At 56.3% G+C, this 17,249-nt stretch carries 10 protein-coding genes; 1 reads left to right on the top strand and 9 read right to left on the bottom strand.

Going from position 1 to position 17,249, the window contains the following annotated elements:
* Nucleotides 1-34 precede the first annotated feature (34 nt).
* From AAAV44_RS00410 to AAAV44_RS00375, 8 genes are all read right to left on the bottom strand, one after another.
* Nucleotides 35-2,962 carry a GH25 family lysozyme gene (locus tag AAAV44_RS00410; RefSeq protein WP_349114010.1) on the bottom strand — a complete coding sequence of 976 codons (2,928 nt, stop codon included), beginning with the start codon at nt 2,960-2,962 and terminating at the stop codon, nt 35-37.
* Nucleotides 2,963-3,228: 266 nt separating this feature from the next.
* Nucleotides 3,229-5,439, bottom strand: a complete 2,211-nt coding sequence (locus AAAV44_RS00405) for a hypothetical protein (protein WP_349114008.1) — start codon at nt 5,437-5,439, stop codon at nt 3,229-3,231.
* Between the two features lie 80 nt (nt 5,440-5,519).
* Nucleotides 5,520-6,776: a hypothetical protein gene (locus AAAV44_RS00400; RefSeq protein ID WP_349114007.1), complete on the bottom strand. Its 1,257-nt coding sequence runs from the start codon at nt 6,774-6,776 to the stop codon at nt 5,520-5,522.
* Between the two features lie 318 nt (nt 6,777-7,094).
* Entirely contained in the window at nt 7,095-9,581 is a 2,487-nt protein-coding gene (locus AAAV44_RS00395; RefSeq protein ID WP_349114006.1) for a glycosyltransferase family 2 protein, read from the bottom strand.
* Nucleotides 9,582-10,649 (bottom strand): glycosyltransferase, encoded by a 1,068-nt coding sequence (locus AAAV44_RS00390; protein WP_349114005.1) that lies wholly within the window; start codon nt 10,647-10,649, stop codon nt 9,582-9,584. It lies immediately after the preceding gene.
* 12 nt (nt 10,650-10,661) lie between these two features.
* Nucleotides 10,662-11,780, bottom strand: coding sequence for a glycosyltransferase family 2 protein (locus tag AAAV44_RS00385; RefSeq protein WP_349114004.1), 1,119 nt, complete (start codon nt 11,778-11,780; stop codon nt 10,662-10,664).
* A 74-nt stretch (nt 11,781-11,854) separates the two neighbouring features.
* A complete protein-coding gene (locus tag AAAV44_RS00380; protein WP_349114003.1) occupies nt 11,855-12,895 on the bottom strand; it encodes a glycosyltransferase family 2 protein in 1,041 nt (346 codons plus the stop codon).
* 6 nt (nt 12,896-12,901) lie between these two features.
* Complete coding sequence (locus tag AAAV44_RS00375) at nt 12,902-14,005, bottom strand: glycosyltransferase (RefSeq protein WP_349114001.1); 1,104 nt, start codon at nt 14,003-14,005, stop codon at nt 12,902-12,904.
* Between the two features lie 256 nt (nt 14,006-14,261).
* Here AAAV44_RS00375 and AAAV44_RS00370 point away from each other — a divergent pair, with 256 nt between their 5' ends.
* Nucleotides 14,262-15,281: a glycosyltransferase gene (locus AAAV44_RS00370; RefSeq protein WP_349114000.1), complete on the top strand. Its 1,020-nt coding sequence runs from the start codon at nt 14,262-14,264 to the stop codon at nt 15,279-15,281.
* Between the two features lie 24 nt (nt 15,282-15,305).
* Here AAAV44_RS00370 and AAAV44_RS00365 read toward each other — a convergent pair whose 3' ends face one another.
* Nucleotides 15,306-17,102, bottom strand: coding sequence for an AAA family ATPase (locus tag AAAV44_RS00365; protein WP_349113998.1), 1,797 nt, complete (start codon nt 17,100-17,102; stop codon nt 15,306-15,308).
* Between the last annotated feature and the right edge of the window lie 147 nt (nt 17,103-17,249).

The raw sequence follows: 17,249 nt of genomic DNA, 5'->3' as shown, positions 1-17,249 counted from the left end.
GAGCTCGTCGAGCTCTCCCCTTTTAGCATCATGGCTATTCAATTACCACGGCCTGGCTATCCATCTGTTGCCACGTGCCGAAGAACACTTGGGCATTTCGCGTAACATTGCCGTTAATCGAATCCGAAAGATAGACAATTCCCTGCTCGTCATCATAGCCTTTAAGGACTACGGCATGATTACCGCCCCACAGACCATAGGAATGCCCGTTATACCAACGCGCAGCATAACGGCCTCCTGGCCAACTTCCCCATTCGGTATTCCACATCTCAACAGGTTGACCACAGGTCAGCCTGTTCTTAATGGAAGAAATTGACGAGAAAGAAACGTCTTTTGCCTGCTTGCCACTTCCAGCAGCACGCAGAAAGTTATTACCAGCAATAGTAATCGCAGGTGCGACGCATCCCATGAGACCCCCGCTGCTACGCCTTGGATTGCCATCAAAAGCGGTAACAAAATTGCCATTGCTTCCCTTGGGCAAATAGTAATCCGCAATAATCGTCTTACCTAAACCGAAACCATAGTAGTTAAGCAAGTTTGTAAGGGCAACCGACTCACAGCCAGTAGGAAGTTCCGGGTACTGCGAATAGCACGGGACATCGACCCAAGCGCCAACCATTGCGCCGGATGAACTGAACTTGTAGTCAGTAGAGCCGATCCAATACCAACCGTTACTCAACATTACTCCCCCACGTGCGACATCAAGGTAATACCATGTGCCCCCAAGGGAAAGCCATCCCGTTTTCATCGCGCCAGAAGCGGAATCCAGCCAGTACCAGTTGCTGCCATCGTTAAGCCAGCCGGTCGCCATTCGACCATCCGGGTTAAAGTAATACCAAGACCCAGCAATTTGCTGCCATCCAGTCAGAATTACCCCATTAGCAGAACAATAATATCGAGAACCCAGACTCTCAATCCAGCCCGTTCTAACATTCCCGTCATCGTCAATCAGCTGGATTCCCGAATCGGTCATGATGCCTTTAAGGTCAATTGCACCGCTGGATGAAGAATGATACATCCAGGACCCATCACCGTTTGACCAGCAATTAGCCATCATCTTGCCGGAACTATTAAATATATATTCACATGATCCGATAGTTTGAACGCCCGTGGCCATGGCGTGCGTCGAGGGATCGAGCCAGTACCACGCACCGTTTAGGTTGAGCCAGCCGGAGGCGAGGGCGCCGGAGCCAGTCGCGTAGTACCAGGTCCCGCCGTCGAGGACCCATCCGGTCGCCATCGCGCCGGAGGCGCTGAACCAGTACGCTGAGCCGTTGCACGCGTGGAGGCCCGTCACCATGGCGCCGCCCGCGTCGGGGTCGAGCCAGTACCAGGAACCGCCGGTGTAAAGCCAGCCGGTCGAGGCGATACCGTCAGCGAACCAGTACCAGGAGCCGTCGACGAGGCCCCAGCCGTTAAGGGGGCCGCAGCTGCCGAAGTAGCGGCGGACGCCCTGCGCGTCCGTCTGGTAGCCCGTCAGCATGGCACCCGTCCGGGCGTCGAAGCAGTAGGGCACGCCGCCGACGGATACGGGGCCGCGCGCCAGCGCGCCGGAGCCAGTCGCGTAGTACCAGGTCCCGCCGTCGAGGACCCACCCGGTCGACATCGCGCCGGACGAATTAAACCAGTACAGGGAGCCGTTGCACTCGTGAAGGCCGGTAGCCATGGCATGGGTGGAGGGATCAAGCCAGTACCAGGCGCTGCCGACGTAGGCCCAACCGGAGGCGAGGGCGCCGGAGCCCGTCGTGTAGTACCAGGTACCGCCGTCGAGGACCCACCCGGTCGCCATCGAGCCGGAGCCGTTGAACCAGTACATGGAGCCGTTGCACCCATGGAGCCCGGTGGCCATGGCGTGCGTCGAGGGATCGAGCCAGTACCACGCACCGTTTAGGCTGAGCCAGCCGGAGGCGAGGGCGCCGGAGCCAGTCGCGTAGTACCAGGTGCCGCCGTCGAGGACCCATCCGGTCGCCATCGCGCCGGAGGCGCTGAACCAGTACGCTGAGCCGTTGCACGCGTGGAGGCCCGTCACCATGGCGCCGCCCGCGTCGGGGTCGAGCCAGTACCAGGAACCGCCCTGGCGCAACCATCCGGTATACGCTTTGCCGTCAGAGGTTGCGTAATACCAAGTGCCCTCTTTTAACTGCCAGTAATAAAGAGAGACATCAACATACGCGTAATTCATATCAACGTTTCCGCTAATACCAGAAACTTTTCCGCGGCTTGTATACTGCCAAAAGCTGTAACTGCCGGTATAGTGACATTGGGAGTTGTATTGAGCAATCCAATGATCCCAAGAACCGCTCTTAAATACAGGGTCGGTCAATATATTGTTAAACCAATTTAGGTTTGCATAAATGCCTGGCTTATATCCAGCACTAGAAATCTTATTACAGAATGTCTGAGCTCTAGATGCAATTCCGGATTGACGACCATCTGCAATAATTGTCTTGTCCTCAAGATCGTAATACACCGGTAGCCTAGGATTGTGCCCCGATAGGCAGTCAATCACCATGGACGCCTCATCGGCTGCCTGTTGATTATCAAAAGCATATGAATAGACATAGACGCCGTAGGGAATTCCGAGTCGCTCGCACTCAGAAATATTTCGATTAAATTGATAGTCAATTCGACCGCCGAAAGACGGAGCGCCAAACCCAACGCGCAGAATAGCGAAATCGATGCCAGAAGCTTTAACTGCGTCCCAATCAATACGCCCTTGGTGCTCGCTGACGTCAATGCCCTGAGCTGTAACCCCATCGGGAAGAGTGTCCATAGACAATAAAGCTATTCCGTCTTCTTCGGAAGAAGCATCATCTGAAACTAATTGTCCACCCTCATAACGCCAAGAATTCTCAACCAGAGTCTGAGCAGCCCCTGCATCCGCAGGGCATACAAACATAGAAACGGGCGCAAGGAGCATCAGCACCAACAATGCCGAAAACAACTTAAAATGTTTGTTCATGTAAACCTCGTCATTCGCTCTTGATTGCGTCTAGCTTACAGCATAGCTATGAAAGATTCCCGAACATCTAACAGGACAAGATGCATTCTAGGACAATAAATAGTTGGGCGCATTGCTGCAAAGAAAAGAAGAACTTACCGGCAGGGTTGAACCCGCAGGCTCATTGCCCCCTCCTCTTGCCCCCAAGAATACCGACTTCAAATAAACTTTCAAACCAGATGTCAAAAAAGGTAGGGGGCCCAGAGAGTCCCCTACAACTCGGAATTCTAACGAATCAGTATTACTTTCGATGGGCCCAAAGCGGTCAAACCGGAGATGCGATTTCCATAACCATCACTATGCCAGAACAAATTTTCGCTCGGCGAATTGCCCCAGAAAAAGCCAATGTGGCTATCGTCCGCATATGGGTTGTAAGGATTAAAGAACACAATGTCCCCCTTACGAGCCAAACCACTACGCAGTAACTCATCAATAGAATTGAAATAAGTCACGTTCGCGCACGTATCGATAGCGTAGCCGTACCAACGATAAGCGTTTACGCAGCCGCCCCTTCCGGGACCTCCACTCCAAGGGGAATGACTCTGCTCGGCGGCAATGGGAGCTAAATTCCCGCCCGCTTTCATATATGCATGCGATACAAATCCGCCGCAGTTCATACCGGTATACCCGTCCCAACGAGGATCACCCTTTGGATACATACATGTTTCTTGGCTAAGATGCGTATCATAGCGTGTTCCACGGTAATAGCCGTCGTTTTCGTGGCTCAAAAGCCAATTGACCAGACTGGACCTATTGACCCCCAAAACAGAACCAGACGTATTCAACCATGCACCACTTGCATTGAAGTAGTAGTCAACGCCATCGATTTTCAGCCACCCATTAGCAAACATGGCGCCCGATGGCTGGAGCCAGTACCACGTACCGCCGTCATTAAGCCATCCAGTTTTCATCTTGAATGTGGAAGGATCCATCCAATACCACGTACCGTTGACATATTGCCAACCAGACTTAAGGACACCATTGGAAGATGCGTAGTACCAAGTATTGTCGTTTTCGTCAGAAGCGTCATTCGGCATAATCCAACCAGATGCCACATTAACGACACCGTTTGCGTCCGCATAGAAAACCGCGTCTCCAATATGAATTGTACCTGGCAATGAAGACAAGTCGGCACGATCAGCGATTACGGGAGATCCATCAGATGAAGTAGGCAACGGCTCGCTCAGCGCTCCAGACGAATTCGCCCATGACATACCGTCGCTCAAGTTAATCCAGCACGAAGATGCCATCGCACCGGAATCATAAGAATAATAGCGCGTGTCGCCTACCGTATATTCACCAGTACGCATTGCGCCGGATACATCATCAAGGTAATACCAGGCGCTTCCGGACTTTATCCATCGCCCTCGTTGAATAGCTCCGTTTGATGCGGCGTAATACCAAGTATCATCAGCAAGTGCCCAGCCTGTTGCCATGGCACCTGAACTCGTAAGGAAATAGGAGGTTGTACCCACTCGCACAAAGCCCGTGAGCATAATATGGCTTCCTGGATCCAGGTAATACCAAGAATTCCCTAGAAGCAACCAACCTCCATGCAGCAAGCCGTTGGAGTCAGCGTAATACCAGTTGTTGTCAATAAGCGCCCACTGGGAGGAGAGCATGGCCCCCGATCCGTTAAAGATATAAGGGGTTCCATTGCATGCATTCAGCCCGGTGGCCATAGAACCGTCCGCAGGATCAAGCCAATACCAACGGCCCCCATCCAAGAGCCAGCCCTTTACCAGGGCGCCAGAGCCGGAGAAATAATGCCAAACGGAAGCATCAAGATGCCATCCGATAAGCATTGCGCCAGAAGAGGAGAATCCATACGTGGCTCCCCCGATCTGCAGCATCGAGTCGTGGACCATCTTGCCTTCATCATCCAGCCAATACCAGTTGTTGCCGTCTGAAAGCCAGCCTTTTAACAGGGCGCCAGAACCGGAGAAATAACGCCAAGCAGAAGTGGAGCCCGTAGAATCTAGGTACCAGCCGACACGCATTGCACCCGAAGAGGAGAATCCATAAGTCGCACCCCCGACTTGAACCAACCCATCCTGAGCCATTCGACCTTCGTCGTCGAACCAATACCAGCTACCGTTTATATGTCTCCAAGAAGAAACAGCGACTGTTCCGTCAGACAAGCCCCAACGCCAAAAACCAGCCCCCTCTTCGGGCGATATCCATCCTTGATGCCAAATAATTTGATTCGAAACCTCAGAAGAGACCTCATTATCCACCTGAGAGTTCTGCTCAACGGCGAAGGCCGATTCGCGCTGAGCATCAACACCTGACTCGACAGAAGCAATGGCAACGTTAGATGCGGGACCTTCGTCAATGTTATTCGAATCAAGGGCGTATAACATCGAAGGCGAACCCAAAAGGAGCCCAAAAGAAATGAGGCCCGAAAAAGCCAGCACTCCGAATGACCATTTCTTCATAGCAGCACAGCATCCAATCACGCAGCGGCCCCGTCGCTTCAGGGCAACGGGGCCTCAATCAAAACTAGCTCAGTAATGTACTAGCCAATTTGCTGGCAGTTTTTGCACTCTCGTGAAGCGCCACGCCTCTGGGCCTCCTGGATAGAGATCTGCGAATAGCCCTTTGCGTCCTTGCCAACGGTACGGCATTTATGCGTATGGTAAACATGGCTACCGCTCTTGTACCAAACTAAACCGTAGCCCGGAATCCACTTGCCGTCCTCGCCGACATAGTAGGAGCCAACCCAGGCATTCGTAGCCATGGCACCGGAAGACCGGAGGTAGTAGTCGCCGACCCAGGCGTCGTGGGCCATAGCGCCGGAACCGCTAAAGTAGTACCAGGCGCCGCCGACCTGACGCCAGCCGGTGGCCATCGCGCCGGAATCGTCGAACCAGTACCAAACTCCACCAACGTTAGCCCAAGAGTTAGAGGCCATAGCGCCCGAACCTCCGAGCCAATACCACGTGCCGCCATTGCTGAGCCAGCCGGTTGCCATGGCGCCCGAACCGCTCGCATAGTACCAAGAGCCGCCTGCCAAGAACCACCCAGTGGCCATTGTACCGGAGTCGCCGAACCAGTACCAGGAGCCGCCGAGGCTGCGCCAGCTGTTAGCGACCATGGCGCCCGAGCCGTCGAGGTAGTACCACGTACCGCCGATGTTGAGCCAGCCAGTGGCCATCGCACCGGAAGCGTTGGCGTAGTACCACGTCCCCGAAACGTTGATCCAGCCGGTCAGCATGACACCATACTCGTCGAAATAATACCAAGTTCCACCGATATTATGCCAACCGGTCAGCAGTTCGCCACTGGAGGTCGCATAGAACCACTTTCCATAGATGGAGTCATAGAGCCAGCCGCTATGCTGCATGCGGCCATCGGCGTTGGCACCAGGGGTGTTCAGGAAGTAGTTCTTGCCGTCAATCTGAACTCGGCCGTATGCCATATCATGGCTTTCGGGGTAGAAGTAATACTTGTCCCCACCGATAGACTGCCAGCCCGACACCGCGATCCCGTCAGCGCCAAAATAGTACCAAACAGCTTCGTATTCGTTATGCCACTGGTTCGTGACCATGGCGCCAGTTTCGGGATCGAAATAGCGAAGGTTGCCGTCCTCGCACCGAACGAGTCCAGTCTTCGGACGACCGTCGGAACACCATTCCGTAATCGGTCCACCGCCTCCGCCACCGCCAGCAATATCAGCAAATGAGGGCGCCGGGGCAACCGTCATGCAGGCAGCGGCAAATGCAACAACTCCCAGCACTGTTAGTCCGCGCCATCTTTCTCGAAGGTTTTTCATACGACATCCTTTCTCCGAGATTTAAGGCTCTCTTAAGTTATTTTTAAACTATCAATTCAGTATTTCAACGGGAAATCGATAAAAGGTGTCTTTGTGACTGCAATTTAAATATGAGTCGCCACACCTCAACCGTTACGCTAAATAGCTTCTGAGTCAAACCGAGCACATAAGCGAACCAATTTAATTAATACGGCCACCTAAAAAAATCCTGACACACGTTTTCGATATGACAAGAGCCGCTTCAACGAGGAGTACTTGAACCCCCACCGCTCTTGCAGCTCTTGAGGATACTTTGCCGGATCTTGAAATTACTTCGCTCTAAAGCGAGAAGTACTCACTGTCGGAGGATAGGTTTGACCCGAGCCACAGATCGCCATCGAGGAAGAACTCTGGCCAGCGCTGCATGAACAGCGCTTGCTCGCGCTTCCAGCGGCGCAGCTTTTTCTCGTTGGCCTCTTCCCTGCCGCGCGAGGTGAACTCGTAGTGATACAGCTCGGCATAGGGCGTATAGATGGTTCGATAGCCCGCCTCCCACACGCGCAGACAAAAGTCCGCGTCGTTAAAGCCGACGGCGAATTCCTCGTCGTAGCCTCCGACCCGCTCAAATACGTCGCGTCGGACCATCTGACAGGCACCAGTTACGGCGCTAAAGTTACCGGGGCGCACAGCGCGGGCAAGATAGCCCTCGCGCTTTGCCGAGAAGTCCTGGTTGGCATGGGCAAGTGCGCCACGCACGCCAACCAAGATGCCGGCATGTTGCACCAGATGATCGGCAAAGTAGAGTTTGGCGCCCACCACGCCCGCATCGGGACGCTGCAGATACCCCATCATCTCTTCGATAAAGTCCGGACTTATGACCTCGGTATCGTTGTTGAGCAGCAGCAGATAGTCGCCCCTGGCATGCTCAACGCCAAAGTTAATGATCTTGGAGTAATTGAACTCACCCGGCCAGTACACAACGTGTGCGATGCCCTTACCTTCGGATGCAGCAGTCACGCGCTCTGGCAGGGTTTCGTAATACGCAAACGTCTCCGGGGCTTTGCTGTTGTTCTCCACCAAGACGATCTCGTAATTGGCATACGTTGCCTTCTGAGCGATCGACATCACGCAGGCATCGAGCGTCTCAACGTGATCCTTGGTGGGAATCACAATGCTCACCAGCGGCGCAGACTCCGGCAGCGCATAACGCATGTGATAGACAAACGGCGTCTCGGTCTCCTCGACCGTTCCGCAAATGCCCAGCGCGTTAAAGTGGCGCTGAAGCGCAAGGCGCCCGGCTTCAATAGCATACGGCTTACTATTGGCAGAACCGTCGGCGGTCGATCCCGGATGCACGCGCCAGTGATACAGCACATGCGCAACGTGCTCAAAGCGCGCGCCGGCTGCAAGGCAGCGGAGCGTCAGGTCGTAATCCTGGGCGCCCGCAACGTCTTCTGGGGACATACCAATGTGATCGATGAGCGCCTTCTCCACCATCAGGAAATGCGTCACGCAGTTATGGCTATAGAGCAGATCGACGTTGAGCCGCGTCTTAAAGACCGGCTGGCCCCACTCCCCCGTTTTCTGAAACATGTCCTCGTCGCAGAACAAGACCTGGGGGCGCTCGCCCTCGGCCGCCTTATTCAGCGCGGAAACATACTGGAATAACGCGTCCGGCTCCAGAATGTCGTCATGGTCCAGGAACGCGATGTAGTCGCCCGTCGCTTGCTCGATACCTGCGTTGGTGTTGACCACAATGCCGCCGTTGCCGGGCAGCCCGATGCGACGAACGCGCTCGTCGTGAGCACCTGCCGCAAGGTCGGCAACCGCGTCCCATTCGGGCGAGGCATCCATAAGGAGCAGTTCCCAGTTGTCATAGCTCTGGGCTAGCACCGAGTCCAGCAGCTCGCGCAGGTAGACCCGATCAGTCTTGTAGCACGGCACCACAATGCTCACGAGCGGTCTATAGGCAAAGGCCACCGAAGTGACACACTGGCACGCCAAATCGCCCGGCTTTGCGCGATGCTGCTCAAACCAACGTCGATAAGCTGCGTCGTCTGCACGCGCGTCCTTCATACGGTTCCAGCTGTCGTCGACCATGCCGTTGTACAGGCGACCATCCATGGCGCAAAACCCGCTCTGGATCTGCTCTGTGGGATCGCTCACAATCGCGACAAAATCTCGTATATCCTGAGGCATCTCAACGCTCAGAAACGTTTTATTGACGCGGCATCCGTCCTGCTGCGTCACATCGACCTGCGACTCAAACACATGCACGGTGACATCGATGGCATTCATATGCGTATCGAAAATCTGGAGCTCAGGTGCGCACTGGAGGTCTCCAGCCCAGGTAACCTCATAGCGCCACACCGCGCCGGCGTCTGCCGGTAAATAACGAACGGCATCGATCTCATAGCGACCGCAGCACTCGCTGCGCTGTGCATCGCGAACGAGCGCACACATCGCAGGCTTTGCTTTGTAGTTAATCTTGGATTCCAGCTTGGCCACGCGGCTATCGAGGCGAATGGAGCCAAGCTTTTGGCCACCGGATGCAAAAACGACATCCATCGACGCGCCATCCAAAAACGGAAGCACCAAGACGGCGAGCTCGCGCTCGTAATCGGAAACGGAAGGGCAAAGCGCCAGCACACGGCCATGATCGACCGGGAGCACCAGCGACGGCACACAAGAACCGCTCGCCGTCGCATGGGCAAACGCTTGAGAACCCTCCCGCTCAATAAGCGCGGCGACATCCTGACCGGCAAAACGAAGCAGCACAAACAGACGGCCCTGGCTGCGGCAAAGTGCCAAACGCTTGATACTCATCTACACTTCTCGCTTTCCCAGGGCGTTCGCTGCCACGCGCTTGCAGGCACCCAGGCGCCCAAACCTCAAGACATCGTAATCGAACATGAGCTTTTTGCACGCACGGACATTGGGGGCCTTGCTGGTAAGCGCCGCACGCACCATAGCAGCAACAGAAGGAGCGCATTGTGCGAGCGCAGCATCGCTGCCCACGGCAGAACCGGCAAGCGCCGTGGCAACGGCAGCAAACACCTTGCCGCAATCCGTACTCAACAGCCTGAGCGCATCGTACAGCACCAGATCGCAGAGGAAGTACGCCAGGTCATCGGCATGCTGAGCATCGATACCGTCGCGCTGCCAGTCAGCCAGCACCGCGGAGTAAATCTTCACGTGCTCCAGCAGACGCGTCTCGTCGTCGTAGCGCATGGTGTCCATGAGCGAACCCTTGCGCGCCACGCGGTAGTCATACAGCTTGTTCGAGATAAGCGCGGTCTTGTGCGAACGACCGTACACGGCAAAATCGAAGACCTGGTCCTCGCCATACTTAACGGTTTCGTCGAACACGATCCCGTTGCCCAGCAAAAACTCACGCTTGCAGGCGGTGCGCCATGCAAACGGGCGAGATGCTTCCTTAAACAGCAGGTCAGAGCTATAGCCTTCAAACGACACATCGCGCGGGCTCAGCACATAGTTAAGCCACGGATACCCCGCCTCCAGCGGATACGGGTTCGCGCCAAAGGTCAAAACGTCGCAGCCCTCGCGCTCAAAGGCATCTACGATCACACGGCACGCATCGGGCGTAAATCGGTCGTCGGAATCCAAGAACGCGACGATAGGCGCCGTGGACGCGGCGATGCCTGCATTACGTGCACTCGACAGGCCGCCGTTGAGCTTATCGACCAGCGTAAAGCGCGCGTCCTTTTCGCAATAGGCAGCCGCAATATCGCGCGAACCGTCCGGCGAGCCATCGTTAACCAGCACGCCTTCCCAATCGGGCATGTCCTGCGCAAGCAGGGAGTCCAAGCACCAGGCCAGACACTCCTCCACTTTATAGATGGGAACGACAACGGAAATCTTGGGGGTAGCCATAGTCACTCGCTCCTACTGTGCGACCGGAACGTCATCGGGGTGCGGGTTGTCGCCGTAGGTGCGCTGATACGTCAGTACACGCCAGACCAGCGGCAGACCGCCTATCTTAAAGTAATGCTTAAACGTATTGAGCTTGCCAGGCTTCTTAAAGTCAAAGCGCGAATCGATATAGGCACGGGGCGACTTGACCATCAGGCGCAAGTCGGTCTCGCCACGCGGGTCGAACAGCGACAGATCAAAGCGACCGGCATCCCAATCGGCCTTGAGCTCGGGCGAGGCCTTCTGCCAAAACTGCTCGCGCAGCTCATCGACCAGGCGCTCATCATTCCAACGGTACGTATCGACCTTCATGCGCATTAAAATCCCCTGGAGCTGAGCCTTGAGCTCGGGACGCTCATCCAAAAAGCGCTGCATCTCGGCATATTCGTCGCATACGCAAAACACCTTGTTGGGCGAATTAACGGAGCTCTTCTCGTTATCTTGGCGATAGCACAAAATGGGGTCCGCAATAAACGCGGCACGCTCGGCGCAAGCCCAAACCTTAAAGTTAAAGCCGGCGTCCTGATACGAGGCGCCCGGCGTGGGAAGGAACCGAATCTGATTGTCGTTGAGGAACTCACGGCGATAGATAGCCGACCAAATGGAAGGCTTGCGGTAGAAGATACCCGGGCGATCGACGGGGCGATACGCGGCGCCCGTCATATGCTCGTCGATAATCCCAAACAGCTCACGGCGCTCGCTGGGCGTGGACCAATACAGGTAAAAGTCGCCCTTCACCACATCGGCATGCTCAGCATCGGCCTTGGCGACCAGCTTTTGGAGCGAATCCTCAAACATAAAGTCGTCGGACTCAAGGATGCCCACGTACTCGCCGCGCGCCATCTCCAGGCCGCGGTTCATCGAGTCACCGTAGCCGCTGTTGGTCTTGTCGATCATCTTCACACGGGGGTCGCGCTCCATGTACTCGCGGATGATATCCGACGAGCTATCGGTGGAACCGTCATTGATGCAGATGATCTCGATGTCCTTGAGCGTCTGAGCCACGGCGGAATCGAGGCACTCGCGCAGGTAGCGTTCGACATTGCAAATAGGGACAAGCAGCGAAACTTTAGGGGTATCAGAGTTCTGCAAGAGAACCTCCTGTTGAGTAGCGTGTAACAGGGTTATTTTAACAGCCGAGTTGCGGCGAGCGGCAGCGCTTGGAATTAGATAAAGCGCTCCAGGCAGGCTTTGAGACCGCGAGTCGAAAGATAGAACAGCGTGGCGTCTGCCATCGAAACGCCCGAGGTCGCCGCAACGAGCTTCTGGGCAACACGGCAAACGGCCCCCTTAGCAGGCATATCCGCCCACTCCGTTCCCAAAAACGTCGTAAGGTCCATGTTGACGCGAGCCGCCACGCGATGGAAGTCATCGGCATCCAAGCGCGCCAGGTCGAACACAATTAGGTCCAAAAACCAAGTTATCAGCTCGCCGGGGCACAGGTCCAAAAGACCGTAGGCCGCCCAGTCCTCCAAGACCTCCTCGAGCATCCTCATGTGGGCGTCAAGCTTTTTGGCGCGAGCCTCGGCACTGTTGAACTCGTGCGTCGCCGATTCACTCTCCATCACGTAGTGGTAGAACTTGTCCGGCATGACGACGGTCTTGCGGGCAAGCGCATAAGCCGCAAATTGGAAGACGACGTCCTCGCCCAAAGCCAAACCGGGGGCGAAGCGAATACCTTCGCGATTGAACAGCTCGCGCGAAAAAGCCGCGCGGCAGGCATAGGGCTGCGCATTCGAATGGAACAGCAGTTGGGGATCACGGGCGCCAAAGATACTAGCTTTGGGGCTCATGAGTTGCTGGACGCGTTTGGGGGCAGCATCGGCAGGTTCACAGACGCCGCCAAAAACGGCGGCCTCGGCATCCGCAGACTCCATGGCATGCAGCACGCGCTCGACCGTCTGGGCATCGATGTAATCGTCGGCGTCCACAAAAAAGACGGTCTCGCCCTCGGCAGCATCGATACCGGCATTTCGAGCGCACGAGACGCCCGCGTTTTCCTGGTCAATCACCAGTACACGATCGTCGGCCTGCGCGATCTGGCGCAACGCGTTCAACGAATCATCAGTCGAACCGTCGTTGACGCAGACAACCTGAATCGAGCGCTCGGACTGGGCCAACAGCGAATCGAGGCATCGCTGAATCGAGCGCGCAGAGTTGTAAACGGGGACGACAATGGTAGCTTTAGGACACGAGGCCTCTCCCATGCCGACCTACCCCCTCAGCGATTCGATGAGGAAGGCAGCAACCACGCCTGGGCCTCCAACCGAGGCGTAATACTTAGCACGCCCCAAGGCACCATCCGTCGCAAAACTCGGGTGCTCGTCAACCCAGCCCTCAGGATCTTTGAGGATGGCAGCGAGATTTGCGCGCTTCCACGGCTTGAGGTCGTCAAGCGAAAAGTCCCCGGCGTCCAAGGCCGCCTGAAATTCCTTGGCCATCTGCACCAGGAACTCCTTATAGAACTTAGGCGCCAGGCGCACGTAGTTCCACATGTACGAATCGTACTTAATGAGCTGATTGAACATGAGCATGCGCGCGACATCGACGCTTGCGTGGTCGCGGGCATAATCCTCTCGAATCCAACGCTCAATCTCGGCATACTCGGTATTGACGCAAAAGACCTTAGCCGAAGAATTGACCGAGGAATTCTCGTTGTCCTGTCGATACGACAAAACAGCATCATGCAGGTAAACAGCCTTATCGGCGCACGCGATCACCTTAAAGGCGAATGACGTGTCCTGAAAGGATGCCCCCGGAGTCGGCAGGAACGTAATGCCGTTGCGCTCAAGAAAATCGCGACGGTACACGGCCGACCAAATCGACGGCTTTTGCTTAAAGAACTGCGTCGTATCGCTCGGGTGCACTGGCTTGCCACAGTCCTTGGCTTTAAACATCTCGTGCAGCGAACGGCGCTCCTCGGGCTTAGACCAGTAGAAATCAAAGTTCGCCTTCGCAAAGTCGGCATTATTGCTATCGGCGGCCGAGACAAGCTTTTCGAGTGCGTCGGGCGCCATAAAGTCATCGGACTCCAAGATGCCAACGTACTTGCCACGCGCCATCTCCAGACCGTGGTTCATCGAGTCGCCGTAGCCGCTGTTGGCCTTGTCGATCATCTTGACGCGCCTATCGCGCTCCATATACTCGCGGATAATCGCCGGCGAGTTGTCGGTCGACCCGTCGTTAATGCAGATGATCTCAATATCCTTGAGCGTCTGCGCCAGGGCGGAATCGAGACACTCGCGCAGGTAGCGCTGAACATTGTAAATGGGAATAAGCAGCGACAGAACAGGGCTGCCAGAGGCGTTAGTAGACAAATGTGCTCCTTAGGAAATACCTGTCGTTTCATGGTATCAAAGGGTCAGCGCGCCAGCGGGCGTTTATATAATCTATGGAGCCTCTTGCGGGCAAAGCAGCCCCACATCATGCGGCGGGCCCATGGCAGGTTCCTGCGTTTTATTCAAAGCTTGCCGTCAAGGTGCGCCGAGCCTTTACAATAGGACAGTCCCAAGGACGTATTCGATAGCTTCCGTGCAGCGCTCGCTCGCCGCGCGTGAAAGGATATATTGCCCCATGCCTTCAACCCTTCCCGCTCCCATCGATAAGCTCGCCATCGTCGTCGTTACGTACAAGCGCCAGGAACTCCTGGCCAACTTGTTCGACTCTATGACCAAGCTCACGGCAACGCCCTGGCGCATCGTGATTGTCGATAACGAGAATTCGCGCGAGACCGAGGCCATGTGCACCGCATTTAACGAGCGCTTGGCCAACCTGTGGGGCATCGACACCGAGCAGCCCGACGCACAGGGCGGCACCGACCGTGTCATCTACGCCCCGCAGCTCGAAAACGGCGGCGGTGCGGGCGGCTTCTCCGCCGGCACTAAATGCGCCTACGACCTGGGCGCCCAGTGGTTCTGGGTGATGGACGACGACGTGCTCGTCATCCCCGAAGGCATCGAGCGTCTTGCCAAGTGGACCGACCGCTACGATGTCATCCAGGGTTCGCGCCTGGACTTTGACGGCGGCGCTTTCTTTTGGCAGTACCAGCTCATCCTTTCGCTCGGCATTCCCAACCCTGTCGCCAAGTGGGACCTGGGACCCGAGGGCTACCGCGCCATGAACCAGCTGTGCTTTGAGGGCGGCCTGTTCTCGCGCCGCGTGGTCGACAAGATCGGCCTACCCGATGCGCGCTTCTTTATCTACGGCGACGATGCCTGCTACGGCTATGTAGCCAGCCAACACTTCCCCGCCGCCGTTGTTGCCGACGTGGTGCTCAAGCGCGCCCGCGCCGTCTCTAACTGGGACATCGCTGGCAAACGCCAGCTCAACTCCACGAGCGACACCAACCGTTACTACATCATGCGCAACCGAGGCTTCCTCGCTCGCTATATGCAGATCTACGGTGACTACCACCCCATGCTGTTCCGCCTGGGCAATGCCGCGACCTTCTGCAAGGAATTCATTCGCCTGGCTGCGGTCGATAAGTGCTTTAAGACCGGCATTCCGGCGCTGCGGCGCGGCATGAAGGACGCCCGCAAGATCATCAAGGATCCCAACTGGAAGCCCATGCCGCCCATGAAGGACACCGAGTAACGGAAGCCGGAAACACCTCGGCGCTTAAAGCCGTTGGCACACCGTAGCCACATGCTGCCCATCAAACCCAAACCCCCAGCGCATGCGGCCAACGCCGGGTCGCGGCACACGGATTTCGTCGATACCGTCGCGCTCTATGTCGAGCAGCGCCTGCACGGCCAGCAATTCCAGGCCCAGCGCATCCACATCGGGATCATACATCAAGTTAATCGTTATCAGCGGGCGCTCGTCCAGCATGCCAATCGTATCTGCTACGTCGAACACAGCACCCGTAGGGAAAACCTGGATGTCCCAGCGACCCGCACCACACTTTCGCCTCGAGGCAGGATTGGCATAGCCCGGCAAGCCAAAGCAGAGCCCCTGCAAGAGCAGATGATATGGTAGCGGCTTATCTGGGTCGGTCTCACCGATTCCCGCATCCCCCAGGATGCGGCTTAGCGCCCGCCTCACCGTATCCTCGTTCCCACGGCACAGCCCGTCGCGAAACGCATCGACGTCTCGAATGTCTTCGGCATCGCACTCAAACCACTCAACAATCACTAGACGCAAGGCCTGGCGAAGCTCGTTATTGGGCAATCGCAAAGCACGGAGCCGATCGCCATGCTCTGGCTCCTCAGTCATATCCGTCGTGAGAAAACCGGACAGATACAGCGCTGTCCACATGCCATCGTCAGGTGAGACATCTGGCTCTGCAGTGCCCAAACAAAGCGGGACCTCAGCACACCCATGGGCCTCGAGCAAATCAAACAAGACCGAAAGGCGGTCGAGATTCCACCCGGCAACTACCCTACTCAGGCAATCCGCATACCCATACAGATCGGCGCGCACAGGCGCCGTGCAGCCTCGGTCCAGAAAACCGATCACACGCGCTGGACTCGAGCAATAGGCCCTACCAAACCGATATCCCTCGAGCCATTCACGCGCATCATCAAGGTATTCCTCGCGCCCAGCATGATTCAACAGAGCCTGGACCTCGGCATCCGAAAAGCCGAACCAACGGTCACACCACGTCGAAAGCGGCGTCGACAGACAATACGAGCAACTGCGCGAAGAAAGCGCCGCTTCGGCAGGACTGGGACGCTCCCCCATCAGACAAGCAAAGCGTAGCGAATGACCCGCGACAGCAATGGCGTCAAACAGCACACGGTCAAGTAGTTCTGCCGGATCGGCGTCGGAAGCGTCCCTCGCGCTCGCACGGCGAGACCACGCCGCATCGTACCCATCAACGAGCAATACAACCTGCTCATCGCAGGCAATCTCCAGCAGCTCTATGAGCACACCGAGCACCGAGTCAACCGCGTCCGCGCTCGCCACGCCACGCGCGACGCGTTCGATGTGACGCACCTTATCTCGAGCTAAATCCGGAGCCTCCAAGAGCGCCAGCAGGCGGGCGCACTCGCCCGAAAGAGCATCGCGCAGGACGTCGGCAACAGCGGGGCCACGCCTCGCAGCACCAGAAAAGTCCAGCGATATCACCGGATAGCAAGCGTACTCATCCCGATAACGCCCGCCGTCCGCATCCCAAATCTGAGCATCGGCAAACGAGCTCCGACCGGTGCGACCGACCGCGGGACGCTCCAGAAAAGCCCTGAGCATCGACAAGTTCATGCTCTTGCCAAAACCCTCGGGTCGACAGCACACCACAACGGACGCGCCGCAGTCCAACACATCGGCAATAAACATGGTCTTATCGATCAGCATGCAACGACCAATGGCATCGGCAAAATCATGTACACCGACCGGCATAACCGCATCATCGACATGGTTGACAAGCCGTACGCCAAAAGTATCGGCACTGTTGCAATACTCCTGTTCAGACACTGTAACTTCTCCCTAAAACGTAGCACGAGGCCCATTGTAGCGAGCAGTTCAAGCACAACGCTGCATCCGCGCAAAGGCATCGGGCAACGGTAGGAACAAAGGCCTTGAGGGGGCATAACAAATCGTTGTGCAACAAAAATGGGGCCC

The organism is Collinsella sp. CLA-AP-H1, from assembly GCF_040092945.1.
GTDB lineage: Bacteria > Actinomycetota > Coriobacteriia > Coriobacteriales > Coriobacteriaceae > Collinsella.
Note: the sequence above shows the minus strand (reverse complement) of the source record. Positions and strands in the feature narration are given on the sequence as shown.